We start from the raw sequence: 14,478 nt of genomic DNA on the forward strand, positions 1-14,478 counted from the left end.
CTACACTCAGCACTGGGTTGGAAAAGCCCCGTCGCTTTCGAACGAAAGGTGGCTTAAACGAGCACTTGGAGCGGCACAAAAGCGCGACAGGTCCATGAGGCCCAGCGCGGGCGACCTGAGCTTGTCCCTCATCCTGTTACGCATTGCCAAGATAACGTCACGCGGCAGCGGGTCGCGTTTATCCCATTCAGTGTCAGGTGCAGCGTTGGCTTTAGCAACCTCAAGCCCGTCAAAGGGATTATGAGCTTTCCCATGGAGGTCATGCTCGGTGATTGCGATGGAGACTATTGCCCTAATCATGTCGAGCTCACGCCTAACGGATGATGAGGACAGTGGCGAGCCATCCTTCTTCTTCGCGGCCAGCATGTCATCCCTGAGCTTTCGCGCATGCTCCCTCTTGAGGTCCACCAAAACGAGCTTGTCAAGGGAACCGAGGGAGCTCTCAATGCGCTTGCAAACGCGCTCGAGACGGTTCTTCTGATTGCGCCCGTGCGCCCCTGCCATGCGCTCGGTGCGATACATCTCTTTAGCGTCCAGCATCGTGATTGGCGGTTCCTCCGCCTCGGGAGACATCACAGCGCGATATAGGACAGGGTCAGCTCCCCGGCGCTTAAGGTCATCACCCACCACTTGCCGGGCTTCATCCTCGCTATTCACGCCAGAGACTCCCGCTACCAGTTCCTCCGCTTCCTTCACGGCCTCGCGCCAATGCTCAAAAGGCGAGAGCTGGCCATCCTCAGCAGCCTTGCGCCGAGCCTTGTCCACGATCTTCTCATATTCAGTGAGGAGCTTTGCGTGCTCGGTGAAGAGCTCCGCACCCTCACGGGCCTTCATGGCCACCTGAAAGACCGAGTCGCCCAGCGCCCGAGCAACAGCTTTCGGATACCTGCGGCGGAACCGCTTACGGCCCCCCGACAATTCGTCAACGTGTTTGAGTTTCATTACAACAACCATGCAAAGTGTCCCCAAAGTGTCCCAATTTGTGTCTCGGGAGGGGCGCTAGTGTCATGTTATGCTTGAAAAACAATACCCTCAAGGGGTGGTGATGGTGCGGTCGAGAAGACTCGAACTTCCACGGGTGTTACCCCACAGCGACCTCAACGCTGCGCGTCTACCATTCCGCCACGACCGCACATGATCAGGTAGTGACGCGCCGTATATCCAAGCCCGCGCGCGATGTGAAGGGCATTTTTGCGCAAAATCCACCGATCATCTGCAAAGCTGCCAGGTTCCGTCAGTTTTCTCATATATCTGGCGTGAAATTCGACTGAAATCCTGCACACCAAGGTCTGCGGTGTGACGTTCCACCGTTAGACGCTTTCCGTCTATTTCCAGTAGGTTGAGGTCGTTCGGCTCGCCTCTTACACGACTGGACAGACCAGTGCCTGCCTGAAGCAGCAAGATGCCCTCGGCGTCGCGAAGAATCCGCGTGCTCCATGTGTGCAGGTGTCCGCACAGAACGATATCCGCACCACAGCTGTTCAGCTCTCGCAAGCCGACTTCGGCATTGCGCATCGGGCGTTTATGGGTGTCCGGTTGATGTTCGGGCGGATGGTGCATCATCACGATGCCCAAGCGGTCGTCGCGGCGTCCATCAGGGCCGCACAGCAGATGATTGCAGACCCGGCGCAGGCTGGTCCGACGCAGCTTGCCACGCTGCCATGCACGGGAATCGGCGGTATTGATGCCGTTGACAAGAACATCGTCCGATTGCCAACAAGGCTCCAGATCGCGGGCGATGTGCTTGCGAAAGCGCGACCACGGCCACAAAAAACGTACAAGAAGGTTATCAAGCGGCGTGTCGTGATTGCCCGGCACCGACAGCACTTGCGGTGACAAGCGGTCAATAAAGGCCCGTGCGTCCTTGAACTGGCTATGGCGGGCACGCTGCGTCAAATCGCCGGACAGCAGAACAAGGGCCGCCCCTGACCCGTTGATGAAGCGCACCAAGGGATCCAGAAGTTCTGGCCGGTCCTTGCCGAAATGCAGGTCCGAGATATGAACGATGCGCGTCATGCCGGAGCGATCACCCGCAACGCATCATCCCGCAGTCGAAAATTGAACGGTCCGCTCATCGGAAAGCGTTCGCCGTCCATGGCGATCACATGGCTCGGTTGCAGCGTTTCAATCTGGATGTCATGTCCGCAGATCAGCTCGAAGTCACGCTGTGGGTCCATCCCCCTGCGTGCAAGCTTCAACGCGCCGATCAACAGTTGCATACGCGTACTGTCAGGTGCCAAAAACAGGGCGAACCCACCGTCCCGGATACATTCGGCCCCGTCCAGCCCGAAATGTTCCAGTTGGAATGCGCTCCGTGCCACAAAGGCCAGCGGAGTCTTGGCGCGGTGGACCTTGCCATCCACGGTGACTTTCATCCTCAGGGGGGAATGGAACGTGGCAAAGGCACGCAGCACCGACCAATGTGCCGCCAGTTGCGATCTGCCCCAGCGTCTGTAGGTGCCTTCGCGCTCCTTCAACACCTCGGGATAAACCCCAAGACTGGCATTGTTGACGAAAGGCCGACCATTCACCTCGCCAAGCGTGAAAGCGCGCGACTGCCCCTCCGCAATCAGATCTATCGCTTCATCGATCTGTTCCGGGATACCCAGCCCCCGTGCAACAAAGTTAAACGTCCCTTGCGGAATGATGCCCATCGTGCGTCCGGACCCGGCCAGCTGTCCGGCAATACCCGAGATCGTGCCATCCCCACCCGCAGCAACAATTGTACGAAACCCGTCCTTCATGGCCCGGCGACAGGTATCGGCAAGCAGATTGCCGCCGTCCAGCATCCGAAGTTCAAACATGCCGGGATGGCGCGCAAAGGCGGTTTTCAACGCCGCCATCGTGGCATCGGTTTCCCCTCGTCCAGACGACGCATTAAGGAGAACACAGACGTCTGCGGCAGGCTTGCCGTCCGGTCCCATTTTCATTGTCGCCTCATGCGTTGACACCGGTGCTCTCCTGCCATGCTGTACATCCAACGCCACGGAGCGTTATGGGTTCCTTTTTGTTCTGGCCTTCAATAAGAGTTGATCGGCAATTTCGGCAGGTCGCCACAGCGGAGCGCAACAAATGGTCGACTGGATCACCACCGATGGGCTGACTGATTACGAAGAGGCGGTCGCCTTCATGGAAGCCCGCGTCGCAGCCATTGCGGCGGGGACTGCCGACGAATGCGTCTGGCTGCTGGAGCATCCACCGCTTTACACGGCCGGGACGTCGGCCAAACCCGATGATCTAACCGATCCGGACCGTTTTCCCGTCTACCAGTCCAAACGCGGCGGACAGTATACCTATCACGGACCAGGCCAGCGTGTGGCGTATGTCATGCTGGATGTCGGACGTCGTGGACGCGACGTGCGCCAATTCGTCAAGACGCTGGAAAACTGGGTCATCGCAACATTGGACGAATTCAACCTGCGCGGCCACATCCGCGACGGTCGGGTCGGCGTCTGGATCGAGCGCGACGACAAACCGCTGACCGCCACCGGTGCCAAACAGGAAGACAAGATCGCCGCCATCGGCATCCGCTTGCGCAAATGGGTCAGCTTTCACGGCATTTCGATCAATGTAGAGCCCCAGCTTGATGATTTCAGTGGCATCGTGCCCTGCGGCATCACCGAACATGGCGTGACCAGCCTGGTCGATCTGGGCTTGCCGGTGACCATGGCAGATCTCGACGTCGCCCTTCAGCACAGTTTTGACACGGTGGTGGGCGAGATCCCCGGCCGCCAAGGTCAGCACCGCATTTGACCGGCCCGCACCGGCAGAAAAAGAAAAGGCGCATCCCGCGATGCGCCTTTTACCTTCATGTGAAATCAGAAACGTTCAAAGGGTGCTTGAAAAGGTCTTGGTTGTAAGATCGGGAACAGGATAAATCTGTTGTCGAAATGTCTTTCAGGCAAAAACGTGCCAAAGAATGTCAGCGCGTCGCATGCCAAGCCGCGCCAATGCGTCATCGTCCAGTGCCCGCAACCGTTCGACTTCGGTCCTGAGGGCATCGTGGCGTTCGTCAAACGGCGTTCTCAAAGAAAATCGCAGGGCGTGAAGAAAACCAACCAATCGAGCAGGCATCCATATGGAGAAGGGCCGCGATACCGGCTTCAGACTGTCCTGATACGTCATCGTCATTCTTCTCCCTTGGGGCAGGCCCGGTTTGGTCCGGACCCGGAGGTTGTGGCAGCAACCTGCGTTAATATTACAATAACAAGTGCCCGAATTATTCGACAGTCAGGTATTCCTGACTGTCGCATGTACTGGCGCAAGGGAATCCATGCCCTTCGCCAGACCCGCCTGCGACAAAAATGTTTGATCTGCGTCAAAGTCTGACATTGCCCATGCCGCCACCGCATTCTAAAACGTGCATAGATTATCGGGGCGAGTGCGGGCTGTGCGCGTCCCTGTCACCATACCAGCAGGAGGCAAGACATGGCTGACGCCGCCATTCACGGCCACGAACACGAGGACGAGCGCGGTTTTTTCACGCGTTGGTTCATGTCGACGAACCACAAGGATATCGGGATACTCTACCTGATCGTTTCCGGCCTTGCGGGATTCATCTCGGTGGCATTCACCGTCTACATGCGGTTGGAGCTTATGGATCCGGGCGTGCAATACATGTGCATGGAAGGCGCGCGGCTGATTGCTGCGGCAGCCGGCGAATGTACGCCCAACGGACATTTGTGGAACGTGCTGATCACCGGCCACGGCATCCTGATGATGTTCTTCGTGGTTATTCCGGCCCTGTTCGGCGGTTTCGGCAACTATCTGATGCCGTTGCAGATCGGCGCGCCCGACATGGCATTCCCGCGTCTCAACAACCTGTCCTTCTGGCTTTATGTCGCGGGCACCTCGCTGGCAGTCTGTTCGCTGCTGGCCCCTGGTGGCAACGGTCAGGCCGGTTCCGGCGTCGGCTGGGTGCTTTACCCGCCCCTGTCGGTCCGCGAAGGCGGCATGTCGATGGATCTGGCGATTTTTGCGGTTCACGTGTCGGGTGCAAGCTCGATTCTGGGCGCGATCAACATGATCACAACATTCCTGAACATGCGTGCCCCCGGCATGACACTGTTCAAGGTGCCGCTGTTCTCGTGGTCAATCTTCGTCACCGCCTGGCTGATTCTTCTGGCGCTGCCGGTTCTGGCCGGTGCTATCACCATGTTGCTGACAGACCGCAACTTCGGGACCACCTTCTTTGATCCTGCGGGTGGCGGCGATCCGATCCTCTACCAGCACATCCTCTGGTTCTTCGGTCACCCTGAAGTGTACATCGTGATCCTGCCCGGTTTCGGTATCATCAGCCACGTCATCGCGACCTTCGCCCGCAAGCCGATCTTCGGCTACCTGCCGATGGTCTGGGCACTTATCGCGATTGGCGCACTGGGCTTCGTTGTCTGGGCCCACCACATGTATACCGTCGGCATGTCGCTGACCCAGCAAAGCTACTTCATGCTGGCGACGATGGTCATCGCGGTGCCCACAGGGGTCAAGATCTTCTCGTGGATCGCAACCATGTGGGGCGGGTCGATCGACTTCAAGACACCGATGCTCTGGGCGTTCGGCTTCCTGTTCCTGTTCACCGTCGGTGGCGTGACAGGCATTGTTCTCAGCCAGGCAGGCGTCGACCGCGCCTATCATGACACCTACTACGTTGTGGCGCATTTCCACTATGTGATGAGCCTGGGTGCCGTGTTCGCGATCTTTGCGGGGATCTATTTCTACTTCCCCAAATTCACCGGCAAGATGTATCCTGAATGGGCAGGCAAGCTGCACTTCTGGGCCTTCTTCATCGGCGCGAACCTGACCTTCTTCCCGCAGCACTTCCTGGGCCGTCAGGGTATGCCGCGCCGCTATATCGACTATCCAGAGGCGTTCGCCACATGGAACGCAGTGTCGAGCTGGGGTGCCTTCCTGTCCTTCGCGTCCTTCGTGTTCTTCATCGGTGTCATGGTCTACTCTCTGCGTTCTGGATCGAAATGCACCGCAGCGAATCCCTGGAACGAATATGCCGATACGCTGGAATGGACCCTGCCCAGCCCGCCGCCCGAGCATACGTTCGAGATCCTTCCGAAGCAGGAAGACTGGGACAAGGGCCACGCGCATTAGTGGCAGCGCCCGACTGAGGCAATCGAAGGGCCCCGGACTTGATCCGGGGCCTTTTGCGTTCTGACTCTCAATCCTGCGCCCCTGATATTTCAGGACATCAGGGCACCGTCCACCCTGCCCCAGAGGCGTCGAGCCCACACCCTCACTGCGCGCCGCCAGCAGCCCAGGCCAACGGGTGCGGCAGAATGCCCATCGGCGTTGCGACACTTAACATCACGCTCAAACGTATTATTCTTGGCCCCATGCCCTATTCTTGGTCAGAAAATCCGCGCCCCACAGCCGAGACCGTACTGCGCCTCTGGCCGCACAACTCGCTTCCGCGCAAAGGATTCGCGGCGTTCATCCTCGCAACCTTTTTGCTAATCAGCATGCCACTCTTCGGTCTTTTGGGGACGGTTCTGCTTTGGGGCCTTCTGCCTTTTGGAATGCTTGCCCTTGCGGGTTTGTGGTACGCCCTGCGTCGCAACGAGGCTGATCGCGAGATTCTCGAAACCTTGACGATCGGCGCGGACAGCATTCACCTGGTACGGACAAATCCGCGCGGTGCAGAGCAGGAATGGCAGTGCAATCCGTACTGGGCAAAGTTGACCATGCATCCCCAAAATGGCCCGGTGCCGCATTACATCACCCTCTCCGGTGCGGGACGCGAGGTTGAAATCGGCGCGTTTCTAAGCGAAAACGAAAGAATGGCGCTTTACTCCGAACTCACAGACCGGATGCGACGCATCACGTCGTTTCAGAAAGATTAGTCATGGCGCAGGCCCCGGCCTCTCCGAAATTGAAGCGCGCGGCTCTGCTGGCGGCGGCGGCGGTCGTGGGTCCAAAGCGGGCCGGTGGAGGCGAGGCGCAGGCCGCGTCCGAACGTGCTGCGCTGCGCCTCAGGGCACCGGCACAAGGACACGAATGGGCCGCTCCGCAACAGGTGGTGTTCCTGATCCCGCTGGTCGGACAGGATCATGTCGGAGATTGGCAAGCTGTGGTGCTGCGGCTCCGCCTTACGCTAAGCAGTCTGATCGCGCAGGACAATCCAAACTGGTGCGCTGTGATCTGCTGTCAGCAACGCCCCGCCCTGCCCGACGATCCGCGCATAAGTTACCTGCCCTTCGACGACCCGGCACCCGGTAATGACAAATGGCGCAAGCTCGCCTGCCTGTACGATCACTTGCCAAGCCTCGACATCAACGCGGGCTATGCCATGAGCTTTGATGCGGACGATCTGTTGCGCCAGGGCACCGTGGCAGAAATGCTGAGCCGGAACGTCAAAGGCGGCTATCTCGTGCAAGCCGGCTATGTGATGGATGCCAGAACGGGCGCGGTGGGGCTGGCAGATGCACCGGATCTAAGGCAACCCTTGCGCAAACCGTTCTGGAAGCTCTGCGGATCCTGCGCCGCGTTGCGGTTCGATCTGTCTTTGCCCGGCATGGTAGATTTTCTGCGCGAGATGACCCAGCACGAACATCGCATGTTTCCCTACCTTGCCCGTTTGGCCGGACAAAGGTTGCAGCCGCTATCGCGACCTTCGGTGCTTTATGTGCTGAACCACGGCGAAAACTTCGGTGCCCGCAGAGGGCGCGTCGGGTTCAAGAGCCGTTTCGTTGTCCGTTTTCAGATAGACGATCCCACCGAACTGGACGCGATCAAGGCCGATTTCCCCGCCCTCTAATCATAAGGGCACCAGATCAGCCTGCGCAGCGCCGCTAGGCTGACAGGCGTTGCTTGACCATCGGGCCGACGGCACCAAAATCCATTTGTCCAGTATACTTGCTCTTCAGCACGGCCATGACCCGGCCCATATCACGGATTGAATCTGCGCCAACTTCCGACATTGCATCGTTGACGGCCTTCTCGACGTCTTTGTCGGACAGTTTGCGTGGCAGAAATTCCTCGATCACTTCTATCTCGGCCAGTTCCCGCTCTGCCAGATCCACGCGGCCACCCTCTTCGTAGGTGCGTGCGCTTTCCTGCCGTTGCTTTACCATTTTTCCAAGGATCGCAAGCACTTCGGAATCAGGCACCCCGTCATCTCCGCCTTCGCTTCGGGCCGCAATGTCCTTGTCCTTGATTGCCGCATTTACCAGGCGCAGGGTCGAAAGTCGCATGGTCGCCTTGTCCCGCATCGCTTGTTTCATGGCGGAGTTGACCCGCGTACGAAGTTCCATTGTCGATCCCATCCCCATGGTTTACGCGAAATCTAAAGATACCTAATCGACGCCCAAGGCGCAACCGCTCGTTATTTCTTATAACCTACTGAATCAAAACAATATCATCTTGCCTCTTGCCACTTGACCACCGTCGCCAGCCCCCGTAGGTTCGCGCAAATCCACGCCAGAGAAAGAGTCGCGCCATGGTCTCCTCGTCCCATGCCAAGCCCACCGCCTGCCTCGCGCTTGCGGATGGAACGGTTTTTTACGGTCAAGGCTTTGGCGCGACCGGCGTCACGGTGGCAGAGCTGTGTTTCAACACCGCCATGACCGGCTATCAGGAAATCATGACCGATCCCTCCTATGCCGGGCAGGTCGTCACCTTCACCTTCCCGCATGTCGGCAATGTCGGGGTCAACCCTGACGATGACGAAACTGCGGATCCGGTCGCCGCTGGCATGGTTGTGAAATGGATGCCCACGCAATCCTCCAACTGGCGCGCTGTTCAAGAACTGGGCGATTGGCTGGCAGCGCGCGGACGCATTGCGATCGGCGGCGTTGATACGCGGCGGCTGACCCGTGCGATCCGCCAGCAAGGCGCGCCGCATGTCGCACTGGCGCATGATCCGGACGGCAATTTCGACACCGAGGCGCTGGTCGCCCAGGCGCGCGGGTTTGCCGGGCTTGAAGGTGTTGACTTGGCCCGTGATGTGACCTGCGCACAAAGTTATCGCTGGGATGAGATGCGGTGGGCATGGCCCGATGGCTATGCCAAACAAGAGTCACCGCGCCACAAGGTTGTTGCGGTGGATTACGGTGCCAAGCGCAATATCCTGCGCTGTCTCGCCTCTGCGGGCTGCGATGTGACCGTCCTGCCCGCCACCGCCACCGCCGAGGAGATCATGGCGCATGAACCGGACGGTGTGTTCCTGTCCAACGGTCCCGGCGATCCGGCAGCGACCGGGGAATATGCCGTGCCGATGATCAAATCCCTGCTGGAGCAGACTGATCTGCCGATCTTTGGCATCTGTCTGGGCCACCAGATGCTGGCACTGGCGCTTGGCGCACAGACCGTCAAGATGAACCACGGCCATCACGGTGCCAACCACCCCGTGAAGGATTACACCACCGACAAGGTCGAGATCACCTCGATGAACCACGGATTTGCCGTCGACAGCCAGACCTTACCGGAAGGTGTGGAAGAGACGCATGTTTCGTTGTTTGACGGGTCCAATTGCGGTTTGCGTGTAAAGGACCGCCCGGTATTCTCTGTCCAGCATCACCCCGAGGCCAGCCCCGGACCGCAGGACAGTTTTTACCTTTTCGAACGGTTTACGGACTACATGTCCGCCCGGTGAAAGCCATTCTCTAAAGGCCGGTTAAGCCTCCCTTAAGTTTCTACCGCCAAAACTTGGACGGTAGAAACCAGGGTGGCGGCTCAGCGATGAGTGAACCGAAGCTAGACCTTTCACGCGCGGAGCTTCCGGTTCAGCACGGTCGCCCAGTGGGGCAAATGCTGCTGGAGGCAGGCGCGCTGGAAACCGGCGACCTGTTGAATGCGCTTGCAGAAAAAGGTCGCAGCGGCGCAAGGATTGCGCGCATCTGCGAGGCTGATGCCTTGGCGGATCCGTCGCAGATCGTGGCCGCGCAAGCGCGTCACTGGGGCGTCATGGCGCTTGACCGGGACGATCAGCCGCCCGATCCCGACTTACGTGACATGCTCAGCGCTGAGTTCTGTCTGGAACATCTGGTCCTGCCTTGGCTGCGCATCGGCAAGACATTGGTGATTGCCACCGCCCGCCCCGATGCGTTCGAAACCCTGCGCACGCGTCTTCCCGACGGTATCGGCTCGGTCCAAATGGCTGTGACCCACGAGGCCGACATCCATGCGGAGATTGCCGCGCGTCATGGCGCTGCACTGATGCACGCGGCCGAAACGCGCGTCCGCACCGACGAAAGCTGCCGGGACCTTGCCCTGATGACACGTCCCAGGGCCATTCTTGCCGGTCTACTGGGGCTTGGGGCGCTTTCGTTGCTTGCACTCATGCCGGGGCTGTTTTTCGCCTGTCTCGCAAGCTGGGCGATCGTCGCATTGATCCTGTCGGGCTTGTTGAAAGGCGCAGCGTTTGTCGCGCAGTTCCGCCACAGGCCGGTTCATCGTCACGACCCACCACCATTCCCATGGCCGACCGTTTCAGTAATGGTGCCATTATATCATGAGGATGATATTGCCGGAACGCTGGTCAAGCGGCTGTCACGACTAACCTATCCGCGCGCATTGCTGGATGTGGTACTGGTGCTGGAAGCCAAGGATGACCGCACGCGCAAGGCACTGGTTCCGGCGCTGCTGCCACCCTGGATGCGGGTAATCGAAGTCCCCGACGGCAGTGTCACCACCAAACCGCGCGCGCTGAACTACGCGCTGGGATTCTGTCGGGGCGAGATTGTCGGCATATACGATGCCGAGGATGCCCCCGCCCCTGACCAGCTTGATCGGGTGGTGGCGCATTTCAACCGTGCCCCCGCAAAGACCGCCTGCCTTCAGGGCATTCTCGATTTCTACAACCCGCGCGCCAACTGGCTGTCGCGCTGCTTTTCCATCGAGTATGCAAGCTGGTTCCGCATCCTGCTGCCGGGTTTTGCCCGCTTGGGATTTGCAATACCTCTGGGAGGCACGACAGTGTTCTTTCGCCGCAAGGCATTGGAACATGTCGGCGGATGGGATGCACACAACGTCACCGAAGACGCCGATCTTGGTTTCCGGCTGGCGCGTTACGGCTATCAAACCGAACTTTTGGCCTCGGTCACGCGCGAGGAAGCCAACAACCGGTTCTGGCCCTGGGTCAAACAACGCTCGCGCTGGCTCAAGGGATACATGATCACATATCTCACGCATATGCGCTCTCCCCGCAAACTCTGGCGGACGTTGGGACCGTGGAAGTTCACCGGTTTTCAGGTGTTTTTCCTGACCACGATCAGCCAGTTTCTGCTGGCACCGATCATGTGGTCCTTCTGGCTGGTGCTCTTCGGCATGCCGCATCCGATGTCCGCGCTTCTGGACAATGCGGGATTGCGGGTACTCACCGGCATTTTTCTGGCATCCGAGGCATTGGCGATTGTCATCGGACTTGCCGCAGTTGCGCGAACGCGACATCGCGGGTTGTGGATGTGGGTGCCTACTTTGTTGATCTACTACATGATGGGCTGGCTTGCCGCGACGAAGGCCGCCTATGAGCTGCTTGTCCGGCCTTTTTACTGGGACAAGACCGCCCATGGTCATTCCCCCCCCGATGCCGGCCAAGATACCCCGTCCAGGCCAGCCCAACAAACAGGCGCGGCACGCTGAATTGACCAAGACGGAAACGCATGTAATTGTCGAAACCAACGGTCTTTCCACGCTGTCGGAACCGGGGCGACTCCTCAATCGGTTACTCTTCTGCCAACCCCTGACTGTCCTGTTTCAGCCGTGTCACGAAAGCCGCTGAAATATGGTCGCGTAACGCCGCGTAGGCCGCGTCCTCATCGCGCCGGGCAATCGCATCGACAATCGCCAGATGCTCTTCAAGCGCATTCGCGCCCCGGCCCTGTGCCGCCAACGAGGTCGTCGCCATCAGCGCCATCGACCGGTAGACCAGATCAAGCTGCTGAACCAGATAACGGTTATGAGAAGTCAGGTGGATCTGCTTGTGGAAGCGCCGATTGGTGCGCGCCAGTGCCGCCGGATCCGACAGCAGCGCGCGATCTTCGATCACCATATCGCGCAGGACCTGCACTTCTTCTTCGGTTGCATGTCGCGCAGCCAGCCGCGCGGCCAGCCCTTCAAGCTCTGTGCGCACGACATAAAGTTCTGCCATCTGGTTATGATCCAGTGACGCCACGATCAGGCTGCGCCCATCGCGCGCCAACAGTGATTGCGTTTCAAGCCGCTGCAACGCTTCGCGAATCGGCGTCCGGGAAACGCCGAACCGATCTGCCAGATCGCTTTCCACCAACCGGTCGCCTGGGCGAAACACGCCAACGTCGATCGCGTCGAGGATCAACGAATAGGCATCCTTTTGCGGCGGTTTAATCTGGTTCATGGCGCGATCTTGTCCTCCGGGAATGCGCGTCAGGATAACCGCTCGCCGCAAGCAAGGCCACCCATTGCGCGCCTCAGTGCGGACCATTACATTTGCCCGATGACACGCGCCGCCTTCTCTCATATCCGCCAATGGGTGTTCGATCTGGACAACACCCTGTATCCGCCCGCCGCCCGACTTTTCGAGCAGATCGAAACACGGATGACGTCTTTCGTGATGTCGGCACTTGGGGTCGAGCAGGACCGCGCCAACCATCTGCGCAAACATTACTGGGCAACATATGGCACGACTCTGGCCGGGTTGATGCGTGAACATCAGGTCGATCCCGGTCCCTATCTGACACAGGTTCACGACATTTCCTTCGACAGCCTTCAGCCTGATCCATATCTTTGCGAAACCATTGCGCGCCTTCCCGGCCGCAAGATCGTCTATACCAATGGCACCGCACCCTATGCCGCACAGGTGCTCAAGGCCCGCGGTCTGGAGGCCGCGTTCGATGCAATCTATGGCGTCGAAGAGGCCGGATTTCTACCCAAGCCCGAACGCGCCGCCTTCGAGGCCGTGTTCGCGATGGACGGTATCACGCCAAGCGCCGCCGCGATGTTCGAAGACGACCCGCGCAACCTTGCCGAACCTCATGCGATGGGCATGCGGACGGTTCATGTCGCGCCGGAGCGGCTGGAGGCACCACATATCCAGCATCACACCGGGGATCTGGCCGCATTTCTGGCACGGCTGACCTAGCGCCGCGCGACCAAAAGCCTGATCTGTCGCATGGATGGCCCCTTCCCTCCGCGCTAGGTTTGCACACGGCAAGACGGAGGCGCATATGAACTACGATATTGTGATCAGCGGCGGCGGAATTGCCGGCCTTGTGGCGGCTGCCGGATTCGGGCAAGCCGGGTTTTCTGTATTATGCGTTGATCCCGCAGCGCCGATAACTGACCGCGATGCCGCCGGATCGGACCTGCGCAGCACCGCATTTTTGCAACCGGCCCAGACCTTTCTGGACCGGATCGGGCTTTGGGACAGGCTCGCGCCCCATGCCACGCCTTTGCAGGTAATGCGCATCGTCGATGCAGGCGGCCCAGCACCAGAGCCGCGCCTCATCAAGGAATTTGACGCCGCAGATATTTCCGACAAGCCCTTTGGGTGGAACCTGCCAAACTGGCTGCTGCGCCGCGAAATCCTTGCGACGCTGAAAGATCTGCCCAATTTCGAATTTCGTCCCGGCATCGGCGCCACTGCCCTGTTCACCCGGATGGCAGAGGCACGCGTCACGCTCAGCGATGGCAATCGCATCCGCACCCGGTTGGTGATTGCCGCCGACGGACGCAATTCTCCGATGCGCGCGGCGGCGGGTATCCGGTCACACACCACCCGTTTCGGCCAAAAAGCACTGGCCTTCGCCGTCACGCACCCGATCCCGCATGGCAATGTCTCCACCGAAATCCACCGCACCGGCGGGCCTTTCACGCTGGTCCCTCTGCCCGATTGGGAAGGCCGCCCCTCTTCCGCCATTGTCTGGATGGAGGAAGGCCCAAAAGCCAAGGCGCTGATGGAATTGGACAACTACGCTTTCGAAGAAGAGATGAGCGCACGATCGTGCCACCTGTTCGGACCGCTGAAGCTGAATTCACGCCGGACGATCTGGCCGATCATCAGTCAAAAGGCCGAACGGCTGGCGTCGGAACGGCTGGCACTGGTGGCCGAAGCCGCGCATGTCGTGCCACCCATCGGCGCGCAGGGCCTGAACATGAGCCTGACCGACATCAGCACCCTGCTTGATCTGGCCGAAGCAGCACCAGAATCGCTGGGCAGTTCAACGATGCTGGACAGCTATCATAACGCCCGCATCGGCGACATTCGTACCCGCGTCGCCGGGATCACGCTGCTCAACCGCACGTCCATGCTGGCGAATCCGCTTCTGCGCAACGCACGGGCCGCCGGGCTTGGCGCGCTTTACGATCTCAAACCGCTGCGCCAATCCGTGATGCAACTGGGCCTGGGTGCCCGTCAGGGTTAAGCGCCCCGTTCACGGTCCTGCGCCGGGGGAGGTCGCCTTGGCGACCGGGGGCGCAAGCCCCTGCTGCGTGCGAACGCGAACTTTCCGGCGCGCCCCGCCAAGGGGCGCACCTTGCGGTCAAACCCGGCAG

General features: G+C 59.6%; 14 protein-coding genes and 1 tRNA gene. 8 read left to right on the forward strand and 7 right to left on the reverse strand.

Going from position 1 to position 14,478, the window contains the following annotated elements:
- Positions 1-6: 6 nt before the first annotated feature.
- The 4 genes from B8991_RS08005 to B8991_RS08020 form a co-directional block, all read right to left on the reverse strand.
- Positions 7-942, reverse strand: coding sequence for a hypothetical protein (locus B8991_RS08005; RefSeq protein WP_143514523.1), 936 nt, complete (start codon positions 940-942; stop codon positions 7-9).
- Between the two features lie 104 nt (positions 943-1,046).
- Positions 1,047-1,132: transfer RNA gene (locus B8991_RS08010), tRNA-Leu, on the reverse strand.
- A 77-nt stretch (positions 1,133-1,209) separates the two neighbouring features.
- Complete coding sequence (locus B8991_RS08015) at positions 1,210-2,016, reverse strand: metallophosphoesterase family protein (protein WP_084352275.1); 807 nt, start codon at positions 2,014-2,016, stop codon at positions 1,210-1,212.
- A complete protein-coding gene (locus tag B8991_RS08020; protein WP_084352277.1) occupies positions 2,013-2,930 on the reverse strand; it encodes a diacylglycerol/lipid kinase family protein in 918 nt (305 codons plus the stop codon). Before B8991_RS08020 ends, B8991_RS08015 begins: the two co-directional genes overlap by 4 nt.
- A gap of 142 nt (positions 2,931-3,072) precedes the next feature.
- On the opposite strand from B8991_RS08020, the gene lipB reads away from it, so the two are divergent.
- Positions 3,073-3,753, forward strand: a complete 681-nt coding sequence (gene lipB, locus B8991_RS08025; protein ID WP_084352279.1) for a lipoyl(octanoyl) transferase LipB — start codon at positions 3,073-3,075, stop codon at positions 3,751-3,753.
- Positions 3,754-3,897: 144 nt separating this feature from the next.
- Here lipB and B8991_RS08030 read toward each other — a convergent pair whose 3' ends face one another.
- Positions 3,898-4,131, reverse strand: a complete 234-nt coding sequence (locus B8991_RS08030) for a hypothetical protein (RefSeq protein ID WP_084352281.1) — start codon at positions 4,129-4,131, stop codon at positions 3,898-3,900.
- Between the two features lie 297 nt (positions 4,132-4,428).
- Here B8991_RS08030 and ctaD point away from each other — a divergent pair, with 297 nt between their 5' ends.
- The 3 genes from ctaD (at position 4,429) to B8991_RS08045 (ending at position 7,765) form a co-directional block, all read left to right on the forward strand.
- On the forward strand, positions 4,429-6,102 hold the full coding sequence (gene ctaD, locus B8991_RS08035; protein ID WP_084352283.1) for a cytochrome c oxidase subunit I: 1,674 nt from the start codon (positions 4,429-4,431) through the stop codon (positions 6,100-6,102).
- Positions 6,103-6,344: 242 nt separating this feature from the next.
- Entirely contained in the window at positions 6,345-6,851 is a 507-nt protein-coding gene (locus B8991_RS08040; protein WP_084352711.1) for a DUF2244 domain-containing protein, read from the forward strand.
- A 2-nt stretch (positions 6,852-6,853) separates the two neighbouring features.
- Positions 6,854-7,765 (forward strand): hypothetical protein, encoded by a 912-nt coding sequence (locus tag B8991_RS08045; protein WP_084352285.1) that lies wholly within the window; start codon positions 6,854-6,856, stop codon positions 7,763-7,765.
- 34 nt (positions 7,766-7,799) lie between these two features.
- Here the strand turns inward: B8991_RS08045 and B8991_RS08050 are convergent, their stop codons facing one another.
- Positions 7,800-8,261: a GatB/YqeY domain-containing protein gene (locus B8991_RS08050; protein ID WP_084352287.1), complete on the reverse strand. Its 462-nt coding sequence runs from the start codon at positions 8,259-8,261 to the stop codon at positions 7,800-7,802.
- A 185-nt stretch (positions 8,262-8,446) separates the two neighbouring features.
- Between B8991_RS08050 and carA the strand changes: the two genes are divergently transcribed.
- Together carA and B8991_RS08060 are read left to right on the forward strand one after the other, a co-directional pair.
- Positions 8,447-9,601, forward strand: coding sequence for a glutamine-hydrolyzing carbamoyl-phosphate synthase small subunit (gene carA / locus B8991_RS08055; protein WP_084352289.1), 1,155 nt, complete (start codon positions 8,447-8,449; stop codon positions 9,599-9,601).
- An 86-nt stretch (positions 9,602-9,687) separates the two neighbouring features.
- A complete protein-coding gene (locus B8991_RS08060; protein ID WP_235866581.1) occupies positions 9,688-11,589 on the forward strand; it encodes a glycosyltransferase family 2 protein in 1,902 nt (633 codons plus the stop codon).
- An 82-nt stretch (positions 11,590-11,671) separates the two neighbouring features.
- Here the strand turns inward: B8991_RS08060 and B8991_RS08065 are convergent, their stop codons facing one another.
- A complete protein-coding gene (locus B8991_RS08065) occupies positions 11,672-12,322 on the reverse strand; it encodes a GntR family transcriptional regulator (RefSeq protein WP_084352293.1) in 651 nt (216 codons plus the stop codon).
- Between the two features lie 99 nt (positions 12,323-12,421).
- On the opposite strand from B8991_RS08065, the gene B8991_RS08070 reads away from it, so the two are divergent.
- Together B8991_RS08070 and B8991_RS08075 are read left to right on the forward strand one after the other, a co-directional pair.
- Positions 12,422-13,066, forward strand: a complete 645-nt coding sequence (locus tag B8991_RS08070) for a pyrimidine 5'-nucleotidase (protein WP_084352296.1) — start codon at positions 12,422-12,424, stop codon at positions 13,064-13,066.
- A gap of 85 nt (positions 13,067-13,151) precedes the next feature.
- Positions 13,152-14,348, forward strand: a complete 1,197-nt coding sequence (locus tag B8991_RS08075) for a UbiH/UbiF family hydroxylase (RefSeq protein ID WP_084352298.1) — start codon at positions 13,152-13,154, stop codon at positions 14,346-14,348.
- Positions 14,349-14,478 lie beyond the last annotated feature (130 nt).

It is taken from the genome of Primorskyibacter flagellatus (genome assembly GCF_900176485.1).
GTDB classification, from domain to species: Bacteria; Pseudomonadota; Alphaproteobacteria; order Rhodobacterales; family Rhodobacteraceae; genus Primorskyibacter; species Primorskyibacter flagellatus.